This is a genomic window from Shinella sp. (assembly GCF_049651085.1).
GTDB lineage: Bacteria > Pseudomonadota > Alphaproteobacteria > Rhizobiales > Rhizobiaceae > Shinella.
In genome coordinates this window covers 179089-195916 of record NZ_JBASBL010000032.1, presented here as the reverse complement: position 1 = coordinate 195916, position 16828 = coordinate 179089, and the positions used below count along the sequence as shown (strand labels likewise).

The following is a 16828-nucleotide window of genomic DNA, read 5'->3' as shown; positions in this document are numbered from 1 at the left end:
TTTGAGAGCAATGCAGCATGCGCATAGCTGCGCTGCACAATAAATGTTTCCCATTTGGTCAAAAAACGAGCATAGTGCCTTCAGTTGATGCGCATGGCGGTTTTCCTCCCAGTGCCGCTGCATCAGCTGTTCCCCTCTGGAGGTTTTTAACCTTCACACCTTATGGGCCGCGGTATCCGCAGGCCCATTTTTTTTGCCTGTCGGTCAGCCTTCCTCGTCTGGCCCGCGCTGACGGTCCGCGCGGCGCAATTCGCCGCTTTCCTTGAGAACGGCGCAAAGCTGCGGCGAGAGGTTTTCGGTAAGCAACGACTGTCCCTCGGGGCTGGCGGCCCGCCTGATTTCGCGAAATGTTTCCTCGGCGACGGCAAGGGCGGCGACGGCGGCAAGGAATGCGTTCGTGCGATGCGTTTCGGCAAGGCCGATCTGGGCGGCATCGACCGCGCGGCCGGCTTCGGCAAGCATCGCCTCCGCTGCGGCGAGCCGGGCGGAGAGCAGGCCCGCGGCAAGCGGATTGCCTGCCGGATCGTCGATAAGAAGAAGCAGGGCGTGGCGGCCGGCGCCGAGCTGGCGCGCCGCTTCCAGCAGGAGGTCCAGAGAGCGGGGAACGGCGTGCGCGGCTGTGTCGCTGGCCGGTTGCAACAGGGCGTCGCCGTCAACGAGGACATCCCTGAACAGCACATGCTCGGCAGGCTGGACGCCGCCAATTGCCGGCTCGCAGCTATTGGCCACGTAGGTCAGCCCCTCGATACCGGTGGGAAGCACGAGGCCCGCCGTCCTGGCGCCATCGTGGCGAGCGGGCGCCAGCACCCAATCGGCATGCCGGGTGCAAGGCGTACAAAGCGCCTCGCCGGCGAGCCGCCACGCCAAGCCGCTTGCCGTGAGCGCCAGGGCATCGGCCGCCTCGTTGTTGTGGCGGGCCGATGCGCGCGCAAGCCGGGCGCCTGCGAGGATGGCGGAAAAAATGGTGCTGCGCTGGCTTTCGCTGGCATGGCTGCGGATCTGCTCGACGGCAACGAAATGCGCGGCAATGATCTCCCCGAGCGTTGCGGACCGGGAGGCGGCCACGGCGCAGACCTCGGCGAGAACCGTGTTGGAGACATCGATCCCGCCATGCTCGGTCGGCACCGAAATGCCGAAAAGGCCGGAGCGGGAGAGAACCTCCAGGCGTGCTTCGGCGGTTTGGGCCGCCGCCCCGTCCTGTGCGGGCAGGCTGAAAATTTCCGCCACGGTGCCGGCGACCGTGATGGCTTCATCCTCGGTTCCGATGATGGCGGCCGTGCGCGCCGCGCGGCTTTGCGCCGATGAAAACGTACCCATGTCGTCTGCTCCTCGCGGAATGCTGTTCCAGGGCGCATAGGCATTAGCGGGGTAGAAAAATCATATTCTATAGAGATTGTATAGATTGCTTTTGCCACTCCCGGCATCGCTCGATGCCTCCGGAAACGACAGAAGTCCGAACGGGGAGCGGGGCGGCAGCACCATTTTAAAGAAAGAAACGCCGCCTGAGAAGCGATCTGCGGCGGAAGAACCAGGCACCGGAACCAATCCCTCCGGCGCTCGTTTAGGAGCGGTCACATTCCGCAATAATAGTCTATGGATTTAGTAGATAAATAGCGCTAAGTTGCCTGCACGTGTCCTCGATGGGAGGAAATGGCATGACCATGCATACGGATGTTGCCGTCATCGGATCCGGCTTTTCGGCCGTTGCGCTCTCGCTCAATCTCCTGGAACTGCTGCCGGCAACCGCCAAGGTCAGCCTCGTCGGATCGGCGAGCGGACAGGGAAGGGGCCTTGCCTATTCCACGCAAGCGGATTGTCATCTTCTGAATGTTCCGGCGGGGCGCATGAGCCTCTTCGTCGATCGTCCCGGTCATTTCGTACAATGGCTCAGGGAGAACGGCTACCGCGCCACGGACGAGGATTTCGTGCCGCGACGGGTCTATGGCGACTATGTCGCCGACTGCCTTGCGGCTGCGCGAAAGCGTACCGCCAACCGCCCGGCGCTGACCCTTGTCGATGCGGAAGCCCTCAGCGCCCAAACCATGCAGGACGGCGGACTGCTGTTCACGCTGTCGAGCGGCGAGCTGCTGGCATCGCGCATGGCTGCCCTTTGTACCGGCGCCGGCACGCGGCGGCTGCCGCTTGAAGCTATATCCGAAGAGGTCCGGTCACGCATTGTCCACGATCCCTGGGCGGATGCCTGGTGGCAAAGGCTGCCACCCGAGAGCGACGTGCTCTTCGTGGGAACCGGGCTGACCATGGTCGACCAGTGCCTCCTTCTGAAACGGCAGGGCTTTCGGGGCACGATGCATGCCCTGTCGCGCCACGGCCTCCTGCCGCGGGCCCATCTGGACCGCCGCGCCCGGCCGGTGGAGGCCGCGCTCGTGCCGGGTGAGGGTGGGGTCAGCCACATGCTCGCCGTCCTGCGTGCGCAGGCGGAAAACAGTGCGGACTGGCGCGCCGTCATGGACGGGCTGCGGCCTCTCACGCAGGATCTATGGAAGGCCTGGAGCCCACGGCAGCGCAGCCGTTTTCTTCGCCATGCCGCCGCCTTCTGGAACGCGCATCGCCACCGGATGGCCCCGGCCGTCGCGTGCGAGATCGCCGCGCTTCGCACCGCCGGCCAGCTCGTCGTCCATCGCGGCCGGCTCGATGGTCTGCGACGGACCGGGGAAGGGGTAGCCGCGGATATCGGCGGTCGCGCATCGGAGGCAATTCAGGCGGCAATGGTCGTCAATTGCACCGGCTTCGATCGATGTACGGTCGAGGCCTCGCCGTTGCTGGCAAGCCTTGCGGCGCGGGGCATGCTGCGCAGCGACCCGCATGGCCTCGGCATCGCCGTCGACGATCGTTCCGCCGTTCTACCGGCCGCCGGCGAAAGCGATGGCTGCCTTTATGCCCTGGGGCCGCTGACGGCGGGGCGTCATTGGGAAATCACCGCCGTCCCCGATATCCGCGCTCAGGCCCGTTCCGTTGCGCAAGCGATCAACGCCTCATTGTCCACTCTTTCGCTCCTCGCTTCATCCTGCAGGGAAAGGACACGGCATGTTCTTTGAAACGGTAGCAAGGCAAGATGCCGCATTTGCCGGTGGACCGCCCAAGGCAAAGGTTGCGGTGATTGGCGCCGGGCCATCAGGCCTTGCCACGATGATCGCCCTCATGAGACGGTTTCATAGACCTTTCGAAGCCTGGATCGTCGGTGCCGAGGATGCACCGGGCGCTTTCGGTGATGGGCCGGACGGCGGAGCGCTGACCGCCGAACCGGCGCGCGAGCTCTCCGTCATTCCCGATCGGCCGGACGATTTTTCAGACTGGCTGACGGAGAATTTCCTGTCGAACGGCGTCATAACGGCGCTGCGCGGCCCGCAGGACCTGCATGTCCCGCGCGCCGTCTTCCGCGACTATCTCATGGCCCGCTTCGGCGAGGCGCTCTGCTTTCGCAAGGATGTGCGCATCCGTACCATGCGCGCCACCGTGCGCGATGTGCGTGCTGAAAGCGACGGCGTTCACATCGGGTTTCCTGATGGCGAAAGCGCTGTGTTCGACCACGTCTTTCTGGCCACCGGTTTCGGGCACGCGCCGCCGCTGACACTGGCCGACCCTTCCACCCACGCTCTGGCCGTGCTGCTTGGACATGATGCCGCGACGCTTTCGATCGATGACTGCGGCCGTCTCCGCGGTGACGGCGAGCCGTTGGCGGGGTTTTCCATCGTCGGGGCCATCGCCTCAAGCTTGCGGCCTGGCCCCTTCAGCTTTGCGGAGACAGTGCGGCAGGTCTATCGCAGCGTTCTTGCCGCGCCGCTTCATGGTCCGGCGCGGGCGTCCCGCAGCTGAAAAAAGTTTCGGCGCGCGGGCAAAAACGGGTGATTTTCGCGGATACATTTTGCGTTTCCGCGGCCTTTTTCGAGATGAACTGTGCGTCTCCTGACGGGAAACGCAGTTCTCCCGTTGCGTCGGTTTCGCCCGTTTGAAACGCGTTTTGCGAACATTCCGCCTATTGTTGACTAAGTCTACTAATTCTCTAGGTTTTTACCCGAGGCAGTGACCAGGAGGTTGGAGATGTCCGGATTTACGAAGGGATTGGGGGCTGTGGCCCTTGGTTTGGGACTGGTGCTCGGCGGGGTTTCGGGGGCGGTCGCACAGACGACGCTGCTCAACGTTTCCTATGATCCGACGCGCGAGCTCTACAAGGATTTCAACGAGGCTTTCGCCAAACACTGGAAGGCCGAGACCGGTGAAGACGTCACCATCCAGCAATCGCACGGGGGGTCCGGCAAGCAGGCCCGTGCGGTCATCGACGGCCTCGAAGCGGACGTCGTGACGCTCGCGCTGGAAAGCGACATCAACGCCATCGTGGAAAAGACCGGCAAGATCGCCAAGGACTGGCGCGCGCGCCTGCCGAACAATTCCTCGCCCTATACATCGACAATCGTCTTTCTCGTGCGCAAGGGCAATCCGAAGGGGATCCAGAACTGGGGCGACCTCGTGAAGGGCGACATTCAGATCGTCACGCCAAACCCCAAGACGTCGGGCGGCGCGCGGTGGAACTACCTTGCGGCCTGGGCCTGGGCGAACGAGGAATTCGGCGGTGATCAGGACAAGATCAAGGCCTATATCGCGGAACTCTTCAAGCGGGCGCCGGTGCTCGATACGGGCGCGCGCGGCTCGCTGACCACCTTCGCCCAGCGCCAGATCGGCGACGTATTGCTGGCCTGGGAAAACGAGGCCTATCTGGCGGGCGCCGAATTCGGCGGCGATGCCTTCGACATCGTCGCCCCGCCGCTCTCGATCCTCGCAGAGCCGCCGGTGACCGTCGTCGACGGCAATGTCGATGCCAAGGGCACGCGCAAGCAGGCGGAAGCCTATCTGGACTATCTCTATTCCGAAGAGGGGCAGAATATCGCGGCCAAGCACTACTACCGCCCCTCCAAGCGCGATGTGGTCAAGCCCGAGTTGCTGCAACAGCTTCCCGATATTAAACTGGTGACGATCGACGACCCGATCTTCGGCGGCTGGGCAAAGGCGCAACCCGAGCACTTCGGCGATGGCGGGGTCTTCGACCAGATCTACAAGCCGGGGAACTGAGTGTCTTGACGACTTTTGCTGCCGCTTCGGTGCGGTGGCGACTGAGACAGCCGAGCGTCATTCCGGGTTTCGGACTGACGCTCGGCTTTTCGCTCGCCTACCTCACGCTCATCATCCTCATTCCGCTCGCCGGCCTCGTCTGGCGTTCCGCCTCGCTGTCGGGCGCGGAATTCCTGGCGATCCTTGCCGACGAGCGCACGCTGAATGCGCTGAAAGTCTCCTTCGGCACGGCCTTCATCGCGGCGCTCGTCAATGTCGTCTTCGGCGTCATCGTCGCCTGGGTCATCGTGCGCTACGAGTTTCCCGGCCGGCGCATCATCGATGCGATGGTCGACCTGCCCTTCGCCCTGCCGACGGCGGTGGCCGGTATCGCGCTTGCCGCGCTCTACGCGCCGAACGGCTGGATCGGACAGGTGCTGAACCTCTTCGGCATCAAGGCGGCGTTCAACCCGACCGGCATCGTCATCGCGCTCATCTTCATCGGACTGCCCTTCGTCGTGCGCACGGTGCAGCCGATCATGGAGGAGATTGACCGGGAAGTGGAGGAAGCGGCCGCGACGCTCGGCGCCAATCGCTTCCAGACCGTCCGCCGCGTGCTGGCGCCCGGATTGGCCCCTGCGATCCTGACGGGGTTCGCGCTCGCCTTTGCCCGTGGCGTCGGCGAATACGGCTCGGTCATCTTCATCGCCGGCAACATACCCTATGTCTCGGAAATCGCCCCGCTCCTCATCGTCATCCGGCTTGAGGAATTCAACTATGGTGCGGCCACCGCCATCGCCACGATCATGCTGGCGCTCTCCTTCGCCATGCTGCTCGTCATCAACCTCATCCAGACGTGGAGCCGCAGGAGGTACGGACATGGCGCATAGACCGCAGCGCAGCCTGCGCTCGCCGACGACGGAAGCGCCGGCCGCGCGCTATACGTTGATGGCGCTCGCCTTCCTGTTCCTGGCGCTCTTTCTTGTCCTGCCGCTTGTCGCCGTCTTCATCGAGGCGTTTCGCAAGGGGACCGGGGAGTTCCTTGCCGCCTTCGGCGATCCCGACACGCTTGCCGCGATCCGGCTGACGCTGCTGGTCGCCGGCATCGCGGTGCCGCTCAATCTCGTCTTCGGCGTGGCGGCGGCCTGGGCGATCGCCAAGTTCGAGTTCAAGGGCAAGGCGTTCCTGACGACGTTGATCGACCTGCCTTTCTCGGTTTCGCCGGTCATTTCCGGCCTCGTCTATGTCCTGCTCTTCGGAGCCGGCAGCGTGCTCGGGCCGTGGCTGAAGAGCCATGGCGTGGAAATCCTCTTCGCCGTGCCGGGCATCGTGCTGGCCACCGTCTTCGTGACCTTCCCCTTCGTCGCGCGCGAACTGATCCCGCTGATGCAGGAGCAGGGCACAGGTGACGAGGAGGCGGCGTTGTCGCTCGGTGCCTCCGGCTGGCAGACCTTCTGGTACGTGACGCTTCCCAATATCAGGTGGGGGCTGCTCTATGGCGTGCTGCTCTGCAACGCCCGCGCCATGGGCGAGTTCGGGGCGGTCTCGGTGGTCTCCGGCCACATTCGCGGCCTTACCAACACCATGCCGCTGCATGTCGAGATCCTCTACAACGAGTATAATTTCGTCGCTGCCTTTGCGGTGGCCTCGCTGCTCGCGGCGCTCGCGCTCGTCACGCTCGTCGTCAAGACGGTCCTCGAACTTCACTACGGCGCGGAAATCGCTGCCGGCCGCAAGCATTGAAAGGCACGCCCTCCATGGACGTCAGTGTTAAAAATCTCCGCAAGGAATTTGACCTATACCCCGCCTTGAACGACGTCTCGCTCGACATTCATTCGGGCGAGCTGATCGCCCTGCTCGGCCCGTCGGGTTCGGGCAAGACGACGCTTCTGCGCCTCATTGCCGGCCTTGAGCAGCCGACCCGCGGTAGCATCTTCTTCGGCGCGGAGGACGCCTCGCACCGGACCGTGCAGGAACGTCATGTGGGGTTCGTCTTCCAGCACTACGCGCTGTTCCGCCACATGACCGTTGCCGACAACATCGCCTTCGGCCTCACGGTGCGCCCGCGCGGCGAACGCCCGCCCAAGGCCGAAATCCGCCGCCGGGTCGGCGACCTGCTTGAGATGGTGCAGCTCTCGGGGTTGGAAAAGCGCTATCCGAACCAGCTTTCCGGCGGCCAGCGCCAGCGCGTGGCGCTCGCCCGCGCCATGGCGATCGAGCCGAAGGTCCTGCTGCTCGATGAGCCGTTCGGCGCCCTCGACGCCAAGGTGCGCAAGGAGCTGCGCCGCTGGCTGCGCGAATTCCATGACCGCACCGGCCACACCACCGTCTTCGTCACGCACGACCAGGAGGAAGCGCTGGAACTTGCCGACCGCGTCGTCGTCATGAGCCAGGGCGCGATAGAGCAGGTCGGCTCGTCCGACGATGTCTACGACCGGCCGAATTCGCCTTTCGTCTTTTCCTTCATCGGCGACAGCGCGAGCCTGCCGGCGACCGTCGAGCAGGACACCGTCCGCTTTCGCGATACGCCCATCGGCATCGTCCCGCGCCAGAGCGATATCGCCGCCGGCGCCGGCACGTTGTTCTTCCGCCCGCAGGACGTCACCCTCGTCACGGACGCGACAGCGCCTGCCCTCGAGGGTCGCATCGTGTCGTCGCGACGGCTTGCCGGCACGCGCATTGCGGATATCGACATCGGCGGAGCCGACGAGCCGCATCATGTCGAGATCGAAGTTCCGCTCGATGCGCAGGCCGCCAACGGCACGGCGATCCGGTTCAGGCCGACACGGTGGAAGCTGTTCGGCGCTTAGGGTTCGGCTGTCGTGCGGAAGATGCTTTCGAGTTTGGCGGCCGGCGGCGGGGCATAGCCGCCGAGGCGCGACGTGCGCAGGTCGAGCCCGGCCATGGCCTCGGCCAGCTTCACCGCGCAGGAAACGCCGTCGAGGACCGGAAGGCCGTGTTCCTGCGCGAGATCGTTGGCAAGGCTCGCCATGCCGGCGCAACCGAGCACGATGGCCTCGGCGCGATCCTCCGAGACGGCAAGGCCGATCTCGGCGCTGATCTTCTGGCGGGCGTTGGAGCCCGGCTTTTCCAGCTCCAGCACCGCGACCTCCGAAGAGCGCACGCGGGCGCAGCGCGCGTCAAGGCCGTAGCGGGAGAGATTGTGCTCCAGCGCCGGCACGGAGCGCGCCAGCGTCGTCACCACGGAAAACTTGTTCGAGATCATCGAGGCGAAGTGGTAGGCGGCCTCACCGATGCCGATCACCGGCTTATCGGTCAGGCAGCGCGCCGCATCGAGCCCGGTATCGTCGAAACAGGCGATGACGACGGCATCGCAATCCGGGTTGCGGCGGATGGTGTCGAGCAGGCCGGCAAGGCTCATCGCCTCGTCGAAAAAGCCTTCGATGGAAACGGGGCCGTGGACGGGGTTCACGGCGACGATTTGCGTGCCGGATGAGGCGGCGCTGCGCGCCGCCTTTCCGATGTGTTGCGTCATCGATGCGGTGGTGTTGGGATTGATGACGAGGATTTTCATGTCAGAGTTCGCCTCCGAGATAGGCAGCCTTGATGCGGTCGTCGTTCATCAGGTCTTTCGAATTGCCTGACAGCGCGATCGACCCGGTGGAAAGCGCATAGGCGCGGTTGGAGATGGAGAGCGCCATGCGGCTGTTCTGCTCGACGAGGAGGATGGAAACCTTCTCGTCGCGGCTGATGGCGACGATGGCGCGGGCGATGTCCTGGACGATCTTCGGCGCGATGCCGAGGGACGGTTCGTCCAGGAGCAGCAGTTTCGGGCGGGCCATCAGGGCGCGGCCGATCACCATCATTTGCTGCTCGCCGCCCGACATGGTGCTGGCCTGCTGGTTGTAGCGCTCGCGCAGGCGCGGAAAGCGCGTCAGCACGTTCTCCAGCGTCTGTTCGATCTCCGCTTTGTCGGTGCGGGTGAAGGCGCCCATCAGCAGGTTGTCCTTCACCGACATCAGCGGAAAGGCGCGGCGTCCCTCCGGCACCATGGAGATGCCGCGGCGCACGATCTCGGCGGCGGATGTGCCGTCGAGCCGCTCGCCCTGATAGTTGATCTGGCCGGACTTGATGGGCCTGAGCCCGGTGATCGCTCGCAGGATCGAGGACTTACCCGCCCCGTTCGCGCCGATCAGCGCGACGGTTTCGCCTTCGGCCACATCGATTGAGACGCCTTTCAGCGCATAGATGTGATCGTAGTAGAGTTCGACATTCTCAACGCTCAATATCTTGGTCATGGCTTACATCCCGATCGCAGCATCTTCGGAGCCGAGATAGGCTTCGATCACCTTCTCGTTCTCACGGATTTCCGGGGGTGTGCCCTCGGCGATCTTCTCGCCGAAATTGATGCACACGATCCGGTCGCTGATCTTCATCACCGCGGGCATGTCGTGCTCGACGAGAAGCACGGTCACGCCGCGCTCGTCGCGAAGCCGGCGCACGAGGCCGACCATCTTCATCGTCTCGTCGTGGTTCATGCCGGCAAAGGGCTCGTCCAGCAGGATGACCTTGGGATCGGTGGCAAGGCCGATGGCCATGCCGAGCGCGCGAAGATGACCCTGCGGCAGGTTGGAGGCGAGTTCGTTGCGGATGGCCTGAAGGCCGAGGAAATCGACGATATCGTCAGCGGAAGCGGCGAAAGCCGCTTCGTCTTCCCGCGCCTGTTTCGTGCCAAGGAAGAAGCCGAAGAGGCTCGCCTTCGAGCGCAGGTGATGGGAGACGATGATGTTCTCGCGCACCGTCATGGAGCGGAAGATCGTCGTTTCCTGGAAGGTGCGCACCACCCCCATGCGCGCCACCTTGTGCGGCGCCAGGCTGGAAATGCGGTTCCCCTTGAAGAGCACCTCCCCGGTGGTTGCCGGTACGAAGGAGGAGATCAGCTTGAACAGCGTCGACTTGCCGGCGCCGTTCGGGCCGATCACCGAGAGGATTTCGCCCTCGCGGACGTCGAAGGAGACGTCGTTGACCGCCGTCAGGCCGCCATAGCGCTTCGTGATGTTCTTGATTTGCAGGATGGGGGTCATTTGCTGCCCTCCTTCTTGTCGAGAAGGCTTAGGACGCCGTTCGGCAGGACCAGCATGAGCAGGATCATGATGCCGGCGTAGATGAGGAGCTGATATTCCCGCGCGACCGACAGCAGGTCCCAGCCGAAATAGAGCAGGAACGTGCCGAGCATCGGGCCGAAGACGTAACCGAGGCCGCCGAGGAAGCAGTACAGCATGAAGTTCACGCTGTCGGCGACCACGAAGGAGGATGGATAGATCGACTGCGAGATGGAGGCGAACATGGCGCCCGCAATGCCGCCGAAGAACGAGGAGATCGCATAGGCGAGCACCCGCAGATAGGCGGTGTTGACGCCGATCGAGGCCGAAAGCTCCTCGTTCTGTTGGAGGCTGCGGCACAGATGCCCGAGCCGCGAATTCACGATCCGCCAGAGCACCAGATAGGTGAGGACCATCAGGACCGACGCCATGATGTAGAAGCCGAAGCGCGGATTGGCGAGGGAGCCGAAGGCCGGGATGATCGTCAGGCCGAAGACGGACAGTTCGCCCGGCAGCGGGATCGAGGTGATGCCTTTCGCCCCGTTGGTAACCGGCAGGGCGAGCGCCGACAGGCGTGCGACCTCGGTCAGCACAAGCGTCACCATGGCGAAATAGACGCCGCGCAGCCTGAGGATCGGCAGGCCGATCACCATGGAAATGGCGGCGCAGAAGAGGCCAGCCAAAGGCAGCGTCGCCCAGAAGGAGACATTCGCCTGGGTGACGAGGATGGCCGACACATAGCCGCCGACCAGCGCATAGGCGCCCTGGCCGATATTGATGCGGCCGATATAGAAGGTGAGCCAGACGCCGGCGGCACCGACCGATAGGAGGGCGACGGAGGTCAGCGTGTAGAAGAAGTCCCAGCGCCCGGTTGCGCTGATGAACAGCGGCACCAGCACGAAGACGGCAATCAGAAAGGCCGCGAAGCCGACAAGTCTCGAAGCTTTCATGATCCTAACCCCACGGCTTGCCCATCAGCCCTTGCGGGCGGACGGCCAGGAACACCATCAGCGTGGCGAAGATGACGAGATAGGTGATGTCGCCATAGGCGGAGAGCACGGTGAGGCCGACGCTTTCCATCATGCCAAGGATCAAACCGCCGGCAATCGCCCCGGAAATCACGCCGGCGCCGCCGATCATGATCATCAGGAAGGCCTTGATCGAGGTCGGGCCGCCCATGCCGAGATTGACGCCGGTAATGGTGACGAGAAGCCCGCCGACGAGGCCCGCCAGCATGGCGCCGAGCGCAAAGCCGAGCATGGAGTAGCGCGAGACGTCGACGCCCATGAGCTGGGCAGCCATCCGGTCCTGCGCGAGCGCCCGCATGGCGCGTCCGGCACGGGAATAGTTCATGAAGCCGATGAAGCCCGCGATCAGCAGGATGGCGAGAACGCCGATCAGGATGCGGTCATAGGGCATGATGATGCGCATGTCCCAGTTGAATACGCCGCTGACGATTTTCGGCACGCCGCGCTGCTTTTCACCGAAGAGAAGCAGGATGACGGCATCGAGGAAGAAGGCGACCCCTGCGGCAAGCAGCATGGTCGATTCATCGCGCTTCGAGCGGCGCACGACCGGGGCGAAGAGGAATTTCTCGATGGCCGCGCCCATGACCGCCAGGACGATCGCCGAGGCGAAGAGGCCGACGATGAAGGGCATGCCGAATTGCACGACGACCGTGTAGGTGACGAAGCCGCCGAAGACGTACATCTGCCCATGGGCGAAGTTCAGCACGTTCATCAGCGAGAAGATCAGCGTCAACCCGAGGGCGATCAACGCATATTGCGCCCCGAGGTAGAGACCGTTGGCGATTATCTGTTCCATCGTGAGCCTCCAATGGAAGGTTCAGGCAAAGAGAGACCCGGCCGGACGACGCGTGCGGTCCGGGTCCCGTTTCCTTGAATTGCCCCGGCTCAGTCGACCTGGCCGACGAACAGCGTCTCGAATTTGCCGCCCTTGTATTCGTTCACGACGAGCGGGACGGAGATCTGCCGCTTCTGGCCGAAGGAGGTCATGCCGACATATTTCAGCTTGGCGTCGCCCTTCATGAAAGGATTGGCGGCTTCGAACGTGTCCATCGTCTTCTTGAATTCATCGACATTGTCGATCGCTGCGGGGTTCGCCTTGATCGTCTCGATGATGTATTCGAGCGCATAGACCTTGGTGTTCGACTCGTCATTGTATTCGCCGAACATCTTCGTATAGCGCTCGACGAATTCCCTCATCGTGTCGCTTGCAAGCTCCGGCGTGGACGCGCCGCCGACGGAAATGAAGCCGTCCGCAAGTTCGCCTGCACCTTCCAGCAGAACGTTCGCATCCTGCCCCGTTTCCGTCGAGATGAGGCCGGTATAACCGAGTTCACGCGCCGAGCGGATGAGCTGCGGGGCATTGGCCGGCGAGACGCCGGAGAGCACGAGCAGGTCTGGCGTCGCCTGGATGACGGGCAGCAGCACCGGGGTGAAGTCAGTCGTGTCCACCTGGTAGGTCACGTTGCCCGACACGACTTCCAGCTCGAGCGCCTCGGCGGCGGCAATACCGGATTCACGCTGGCTCAGCGGGTCGGATTCGTTGGCGGCAACGAAGGCCACCTTCTTCACGCCCTTGGTTTCCTTCAGGAACTTGTAGATGGCAGGGCCGGACTGGTAGTTCGCCACCATGCCGAGGATCGCGTTCGATGCCGGCGCGGTGAAGAGTTGCTTCGGGAATGCATAGGGGAAATACATGATGCCGTTCTGCTCGGCGGCCGGCCGCACGGCGGCAGCGCCGTCATCCACGTTCGGGCCGACGACGTAGTGCACGCCGTCCTGCGCCATCTTTTCCATGCCGGCGATGGCGCGCTTGGGGTCCTTCTGGTCGTCGAAGGGCACGATCTCGATATTGTAGGTCTTGTCGCCGATCTTGACGCCGCCAAGCTCGTTCAGCCAGGCCGCGCGCACTTCCATCGAGCGCTGGTTCGAGACGCCCCAGGATGCGGCCGGGCCGGAGGTGACGCCGACGAAACCGACCTTCAGCGTCGCGTTCTGGGCATATGCCATCAGCGGCATGGAAAGCACCGTCGCTGCGGCGAGGGCGGAAAACTTCAGGAATGTGCGCTTGTGCATGATGTTCTTCCTCTGGGCCATTGATCTATTTTCTATAGGCGAACGGGCCGCGAGGTGCGGCCGCGATCGGCCTTGGCTTGAGCATTGAGCGCATTGTTAACGATCTTGTCAAGCGGTTGTGAACAAGCGATGTATTGCCTGTTGGCGAAATGTGCGCTTGTTGGTCAACCAAATCGGCCTTATCTAAGGGTCTTGTGATGTAGACGAAGCGTGTCGAGGGTAAATACGGTGGCTGATGCAAGCAGGGAAAACCTGGTGGAATCCGAGGAAATCGACGAGAGCGAAATCGTCGAACGCATTTTCGAAGCGGTCATAGAACAGCGGTTGCCGCCCGGCACGAAACTTTCAGAATCCGCTTTGTGCGAGGCTTTCGGCGTGGGGCGTATGCGCATCCGGCGCAGCCTGCTGCTGCTGGCCAGCCGCGAGGTTGTCGAACTGCACGCCAATCGGGGCGCCTTCGTTGCCTCACCGACGGCCGAGCAGGCACGCGAGGTGTTCGAGGCCCGTCTGGCACTGGAGCCGAACATTGCGCGTCTTGCCGTGCAACGCGCCAGCGACGAGGACATCGCCGCACTTGTCCATCACCTGGAAATGGAGTCCGTCGCGCACAAGGAACGGCACAGGCATGATGCGATCCGCCTGTCCGGCCAGTTCCACACCATGCTGGCGCAGGTCACCGGCAATGCCATTCTTATCCGCTCCATGAAGGAACTCGTTACAAGAACGTCGCTGATCATCGGCATTTTCGGCGCCGGCGTCAGCAATTGCCGCGACGACGACCATGCCGAGATCGTCGAGGCGTTTCACACGCGCGATGCCGAGAAGGCGGCGTGGATGATGACGCTGCACCTGAAGCATATCGAGAGCCATCTCCACCTCGGCGCTGCCGCCACCGACACCGTCGATCTGGTCCAGCTCTTCGGCAAATAGCCTGGCAGCCCCTTCTAGTCGCCAAGAAGCAGGGCGACGGGCTCCTGACCGAAAACGCCCGGCAACAGCAGGTCGCGGCCAAGCGTGAAGGTACGGCCGTCGAGCACCGAACGCACGGTACGGCCTACGAATTCGGGCCGCACGGTCAGGGCGATATCGCGCATGGCCTCATCGGTCAGCTGTAGCCCATCCGGCCGGATCTTTCCGAACGTCAGGCGGGGAACCACCGTGATCGCAAAGGCCTGCGGTGTGCCGCGGAGGAAGGCCAGGGCCTGCCGGCTGCCATCGGAGAGCGCCAGCGGCGTATAAGGTCCGGTGAACGGACAGGGGTGCTTGTTCCGCGCGGCGAGCACCGCCCCGACCAGCCATTGCTTGTAGTGCGCAAACTGCGTTCGCGAAGCGCGTGGCTTTTGCGGAACCTCGAGGGATGCCACATCCAGCAGCGGCCGGTTATCGGGATCGACCAGGGAGAAATCACAGCGCTCGCTGCCCTGGTAGATGTCGGGAATGCCCGGAGCGGTAAGCTTGATCAGCGTTTGCGCCAGCGAATTCATCAGGCCGGCGTCGATGAAGGGCGCGAGCGCTTCCGAAAAATCGTCGAGGAAAGCGGTATGCGCCAGCAGATCCTCGACAAAGCCGGCAACCTTCCGCTCATAGTGCAATTCCGGCAGGCTCCAGTTCGAGCGGATTTTTGCCTCGCGCGCTGCCTTCTCGATGTAGCGCTGCATCCGGTTCGTGAGTGCATCCATGGCCGGGCGGTCATCACGTCCGCCGATCGGCCATGCGCCGGCCAGCGCCTGGTAGATGAGCCATTCCACGTCCGGTTCGGGGACCGGGTGGCCGGCGTGCTCACGGTGAAACCTTGCATTGAGGGCTGTCCAGCGCTGTGTTGCGGCAATCCATCTCTCGGGCGCCTCGCTGAGCGCGTAGAGCCGGGCCCGCGCATCCTCGCCGCGTTTCGTATCGTGGGTCGAGGTCGCCGAAAGGCCATGGGGCAGGGTTTGCGTTCGCGCCTGCATGGCGGCGTGGAAGGTGGCGGGGCCGCCTGCCTGCCTGCCGGGGTCGCCGCCGACCTCGTTGAGGGCGATAAATGCGTTCTCCCGATAAAAGAGCGTATCTTCCAGCGCCTTGGCCATGATCGGTCCGCTCAGTTGCTGGAAGCGCATGCGAAATTCCGGACAGCCTGACAGGGCGCTGCATATCTTGTCGTCGATGAGCAGTTCCCAGATGAAATCGATCGCCTCGCGGACCTCCGGACGCACGCTTTCCTGCGCCTGTTGCCGCGCTTCCGCCAGGAGCTGCCGGTCGCGCTCGTTCACGCCGGTGGTTGCGCTCGTGTAGGTCCGGTAGACCGGCAGAGCGATGACCATGCCGTAGATCGCCTCGGTAAGCGAACTGCGGGAGAGATCGGAATCGGCCCGGTCGGCCATGTCCTTTGCCGCCCGGGCGAGGCTGCGGACTTCCCCCTCGAAATTGTCTGCCAGCATCTGCCGCTTGGCGGCGTGCATTTCCTGCACATAGGTTCCGCGATCGTCTTCGTGTCTGAGTGGCCCGAAGGCCTCGGCAAGCCGGCCGCCTTCCCGCTCGTCGACCAGCGCATCGGCGAGGGAGGCGATGAACTCGTAACCTGTCGTGCCCTCGACCGGCCATTCGGCGGCGAAGGGCTCCTGCCTCTCCAGTATCTTTTCAACGACGATGTAGACGTCGGGGCCGACAGCGCCGCGCAAGCGCTCGAGATAGGCTTTCGGATCCGCCAGCCCGTCGACATGGTCGATGCGCAGGCCATCCACGACGCCCGCGCGCACGAGATCCAGGATCAGACGGTGGCTGTCGTCAAACACTTGAGGGTCCTCCACGCGCAGGCCCACCAGCCCCGCGATCTCGAAGAAGCGGCGATAGCTGAGGTGCCGGCTCGCGGTTTTCCAGTCCGTGAGCGTCCAAGGCTGTGCGTCGTGGATGGCGGCGAGCTGGGCATGGTCTGCGCTGATCGTCTCGAGGGTCTCCTCCAGGGCTGCGCGTGTATTTGCAGGAAGAACGGCCTGCCGGGTGTCCGCCGGACATGCCGCCCCGGAAAAACCCCCATATCCGTCGAGCGCCTGCCCGTAGGTGCCGGGATGCAGCGGATAGAAGCTGTCGTGATAGCGAAGCGCAAGGGCATCGTGCTCGGGGTCGAGGGCGAGGCGGATGGCGCCTTCCGCAAGTTCCGCGGCAAAATCCTTGCCGAGAAAGGGCAGTGTCAGCTTCTGCGACCAGTCGATGTCGACATGGCGGGAAAACGGGCTTTCCGCGCCCCAGGCGACGACGCTGCGCCACCACGGGTTTTCGAGGCTTGCAGCCATGTGGTTCGACACGATGTCGAGGATGAGGCCCATGCCGCGTGCGTGCAGGTCGTCCGCAAGCCCGTGCAGTCCGTCAATGCCGCCGAGCGACGGGTCGATTTCATCGGGATGAGTAATATCGTAGCCGTGCGTCGATCCGCTGACGGCCGTCATGACGGGCGAGGCATAGAGGTGGCTGATGCCCAGTTGTTCCAGATAGGGCACAAGCTGTCGAGCCATCCCGAAATTCATGCCGTTGCGGAATTGGAGGCGATAGGTCGAGCGGGGAGATGTCATGGGGCCCTGGAAAACGCGGTGTCAGCGGTCTCGTAAACTCGCCGCCTCCCGGATT

The 16828-nt window shown here is 63.7% G+C and carries 15 protein-coding genes; 7 read left to right on the top strand and 8 right to left on the bottom strand.

The genetic code is table 11. From position 1 onward, the window contains the following. Nucleotides 1–204 precede the first annotated feature (204 nt). Nucleotides 205–1317 (bottom strand): acyl-CoA dehydrogenase family protein, encoded by a 1113-nt coding sequence (locus WA950_RS22280; RefSeq protein WP_424553927.1) that lies wholly within the window; start codon nucleotides 1315–1317, stop codon nucleotides 205–207. Nucleotides 1318–1655: 338 nt separating this feature from the next. On the opposite strand from WA950_RS22280, the gene WA950_RS22275 reads away from it, so the two are divergent. The 6 genes from WA950_RS22275 to WA950_RS22250 all read left to right on the top strand — a co-directional run bounded on the left by WA950_RS22275 (nucleotide 1656) and on the right by WA950_RS22250 (nucleotide 7874). After that, on the top strand, nucleotides 1656–3056 hold the full coding sequence (locus WA950_RS22275; protein WP_424553926.1) for an FAD/NAD(P)-binding protein: 1401 nt from the start codon (nucleotides 1656–1658) through the stop codon (nucleotides 3054–3056). Then, nucleotides 3046–3834: an FAD/NAD(P)-binding protein gene (locus WA950_RS22270; protein ID WP_424553925.1), complete on the top strand. Its 789-nt coding sequence runs from the start codon at nucleotides 3046–3048 to the stop codon at nucleotides 3832–3834. The genes WA950_RS22275 and WA950_RS22270 overlap by 11 nt, the downstream gene beginning before the upstream one ends. A gap of 225 nt (nucleotides 3835–4059) precedes the next feature. Beyond that, complete coding sequence (locus WA950_RS22265; RefSeq protein WP_424553924.1) at nucleotides 4060–5085, top strand: sulfate ABC transporter substrate-binding protein; 1026 nt, start codon at nucleotides 4060–4062, stop codon at nucleotides 5083–5085. Nucleotides 5086–5090: 5 nt separating this feature from the next. Further along, nucleotides 5091–5954 (top strand): sulfate ABC transporter permease subunit CysT, encoded by an 864-nt coding sequence (gene cysT, locus WA950_RS22260; RefSeq protein ID WP_424553923.1) that lies wholly within the window; start codon nucleotides 5091–5093, stop codon nucleotides 5952–5954. After that, on the top strand, nucleotides 5944–6807 hold the full coding sequence (gene cysW / locus WA950_RS22255; RefSeq protein ID WP_424553922.1) for a sulfate ABC transporter permease subunit CysW: 864 nt from the start codon (nucleotides 5944–5946) through the stop codon (nucleotides 6805–6807). Before cysT ends, cysW begins: the two co-directional genes overlap by 11 nt. A gap of 14 nt (nucleotides 6808–6821) precedes the next feature. Continuing rightward, the gene (locus WA950_RS22250; protein WP_424553921.1) at nucleotides 6822–7874 is read left to right on the top strand and encodes a sulfate/molybdate ABC transporter ATP-binding protein; all 1053 of its coding nucleotides are present in this window, start codon (nucleotides 6822–6824) and stop codon (nucleotides 7872–7874) included. Here the strand turns inward: WA950_RS22250 and WA950_RS22245 are convergent. The 6 genes from WA950_RS22245 to WA950_RS22220 all read right to left on the bottom strand — a co-directional run bounded on the left by WA950_RS22245 (nucleotide 7871) and on the right by WA950_RS22220 (nucleotide 13228). Next, complete coding sequence (locus WA950_RS22245) at nucleotides 7871–8599, bottom strand: aspartate/glutamate racemase family protein (RefSeq protein WP_424553920.1); 729 nt, start codon at nucleotides 8597–8599, stop codon at nucleotides 7871–7873. The genes WA950_RS22250 and WA950_RS22245 overlap by 4 nt on opposite strands. A gap of 1 nt (nucleotide 8600) precedes the next feature. After that, nucleotides 8601–9314 (bottom strand): ABC transporter ATP-binding protein, encoded by a 714-nt coding sequence (locus tag WA950_RS22240; RefSeq protein WP_424553956.1) that lies wholly within the window; start codon nucleotides 9312–9314, stop codon nucleotides 8601–8603. 12 nt (nucleotides 9315–9326) lie between these two features. Continuing rightward, complete coding sequence (locus WA950_RS22235; protein ID WP_424553919.1) at nucleotides 9327–10109, bottom strand: ABC transporter ATP-binding protein; 783 nt, start codon at nucleotides 10107–10109, stop codon at nucleotides 9327–9329. Continuing rightward, nucleotides 10106–11077 carry a branched-chain amino acid ABC transporter permease gene (locus tag WA950_RS22230; protein WP_424553918.1) on the bottom strand — a complete coding sequence of 324 codons (972 nt, stop codon included), beginning with the start codon at nucleotides 11075–11077 and terminating at the stop codon, nucleotides 10106–10108. The genes WA950_RS22235 and WA950_RS22230 overlap by 4 nt, the downstream gene beginning before the upstream one ends. A gap of 4 nt (nucleotides 11078–11081) precedes the next feature. Beyond that, nucleotides 11082–11951 carry a branched-chain amino acid ABC transporter permease gene (locus tag WA950_RS22225; RefSeq protein ID WP_424553917.1) on the bottom strand — a complete coding sequence of 290 codons (870 nt, stop codon included), beginning with the start codon at nucleotides 11949–11951 and terminating at the stop codon, nucleotides 11082–11084. An 89-nt stretch (nucleotides 11952–12040) separates the two neighbouring features. Then, nucleotides 12041–13228, bottom strand: coding sequence for an ABC transporter substrate-binding protein (locus WA950_RS22220; RefSeq protein WP_424553916.1), 1188 nt, complete (start codon nucleotides 13226–13228; stop codon nucleotides 12041–12043). A 255-nt stretch (nucleotides 13229–13483) separates the two neighbouring features. On the opposite strand from WA950_RS22220, the gene WA950_RS22215 reads away from it, so the two are divergent. Next, nucleotides 13484–14158, top strand: coding sequence for a GntR family transcriptional regulator (locus WA950_RS22215; protein WP_424553915.1), 675 nt, complete (start codon nucleotides 13484–13486; stop codon nucleotides 14156–14158). A 14-nt stretch (nucleotides 14159–14172) separates the two neighbouring features. On the opposite strand, the gene treY is transcribed toward WA950_RS22215, so the two are convergent. Continuing rightward, nucleotides 14173–16773: a malto-oligosyltrehalose synthase gene (gene treY / locus WA950_RS22210; protein WP_424553914.1), complete on the bottom strand. Its 2601-nt coding sequence runs from the start codon at nucleotides 16771–16773 to the stop codon at nucleotides 14173–14175. Between the last annotated feature and the right edge of the window lie 55 nt (nucleotides 16774–16828).

What these genes read in the sequence shown, in the direction of transcription:
- treY (WP_424553914.1), bottom strand. Translation starts at nt 16,773, where the DNA reads ATGACATCTCCCCGCTCGACCTATCGCCTCCAATTCCGCAACGGCATG.
- WA950_RS22280 (WP_424553927.1), bottom strand. Translation starts at nt 1,317, where the DNA reads ATGGGTACGTTTTCATCGGCGCAAAGCCGCGCGGCGCGCACGGCCGCC.
- WA950_RS22225 (WP_424553917.1), bottom strand. Translation starts at nt 11,951, where the DNA reads ATGGAACAGATAATCGCCAACGGTCTCTACCTCGGGGCGCAATATGCG.
- cysW (WP_424553922.1), top strand. Translation starts at nt 5,944, where the DNA reads ATGGCGCATAGACCGCAGCGCAGCCTGCGCTCGCCGACGACGGAAGCG.
- WA950_RS22235 (WP_424553919.1), bottom strand. Translation starts at nt 10,109, where the DNA reads ATGACCCCCATCCTGCAAATCAAGAACATCACGAAGCGCTATGGCGGC.
- WA950_RS22275 (WP_424553926.1), top strand. Translation starts at nt 1,656, where the DNA reads ATGACCATGCATACGGATGTTGCCGTCATCGGATCCGGCTTTTCGGCC.
- WA950_RS22245 (WP_424553920.1), bottom strand. Translation starts at nt 8,599, where the DNA reads ATGAAAATCCTCGTCATCAATCCCAACACCACCGCATCGATGACGCAA.
- WA950_RS22250 (WP_424553921.1), top strand. Translation starts at nt 6,822, where the DNA reads ATGGACGTCAGTGTTAAAAATCTCCGCAAGGAATTTGACCTATACCCC.
- WA950_RS22220 (WP_424553916.1), bottom strand. Translation starts at nt 13,228, where the DNA reads ATGCACAAGCGCACATTCCTGAAGTTTTCCGCCCTCGCCGCAGCGACG.
- WA950_RS22230 (WP_424553918.1), bottom strand. Translation starts at nt 11,077, where the DNA reads ATGAAAGCTTCGAGACTTGTCGGCTTCGCGGCCTTTCTGATTGCCGTC.
- WA950_RS22270 (WP_424553925.1), top strand. Translation starts at nt 3,046, where the DNA reads ATGTTCTTTGAAACGGTAGCAAGGCAAGATGCCGCATTTGCCGGTGGA.
- WA950_RS22265 (WP_424553924.1), top strand. Translation starts at nt 4,060, where the DNA reads ATGTCCGGATTTACGAAGGGATTGGGGGCTGTGGCCCTTGGTTTGGGA.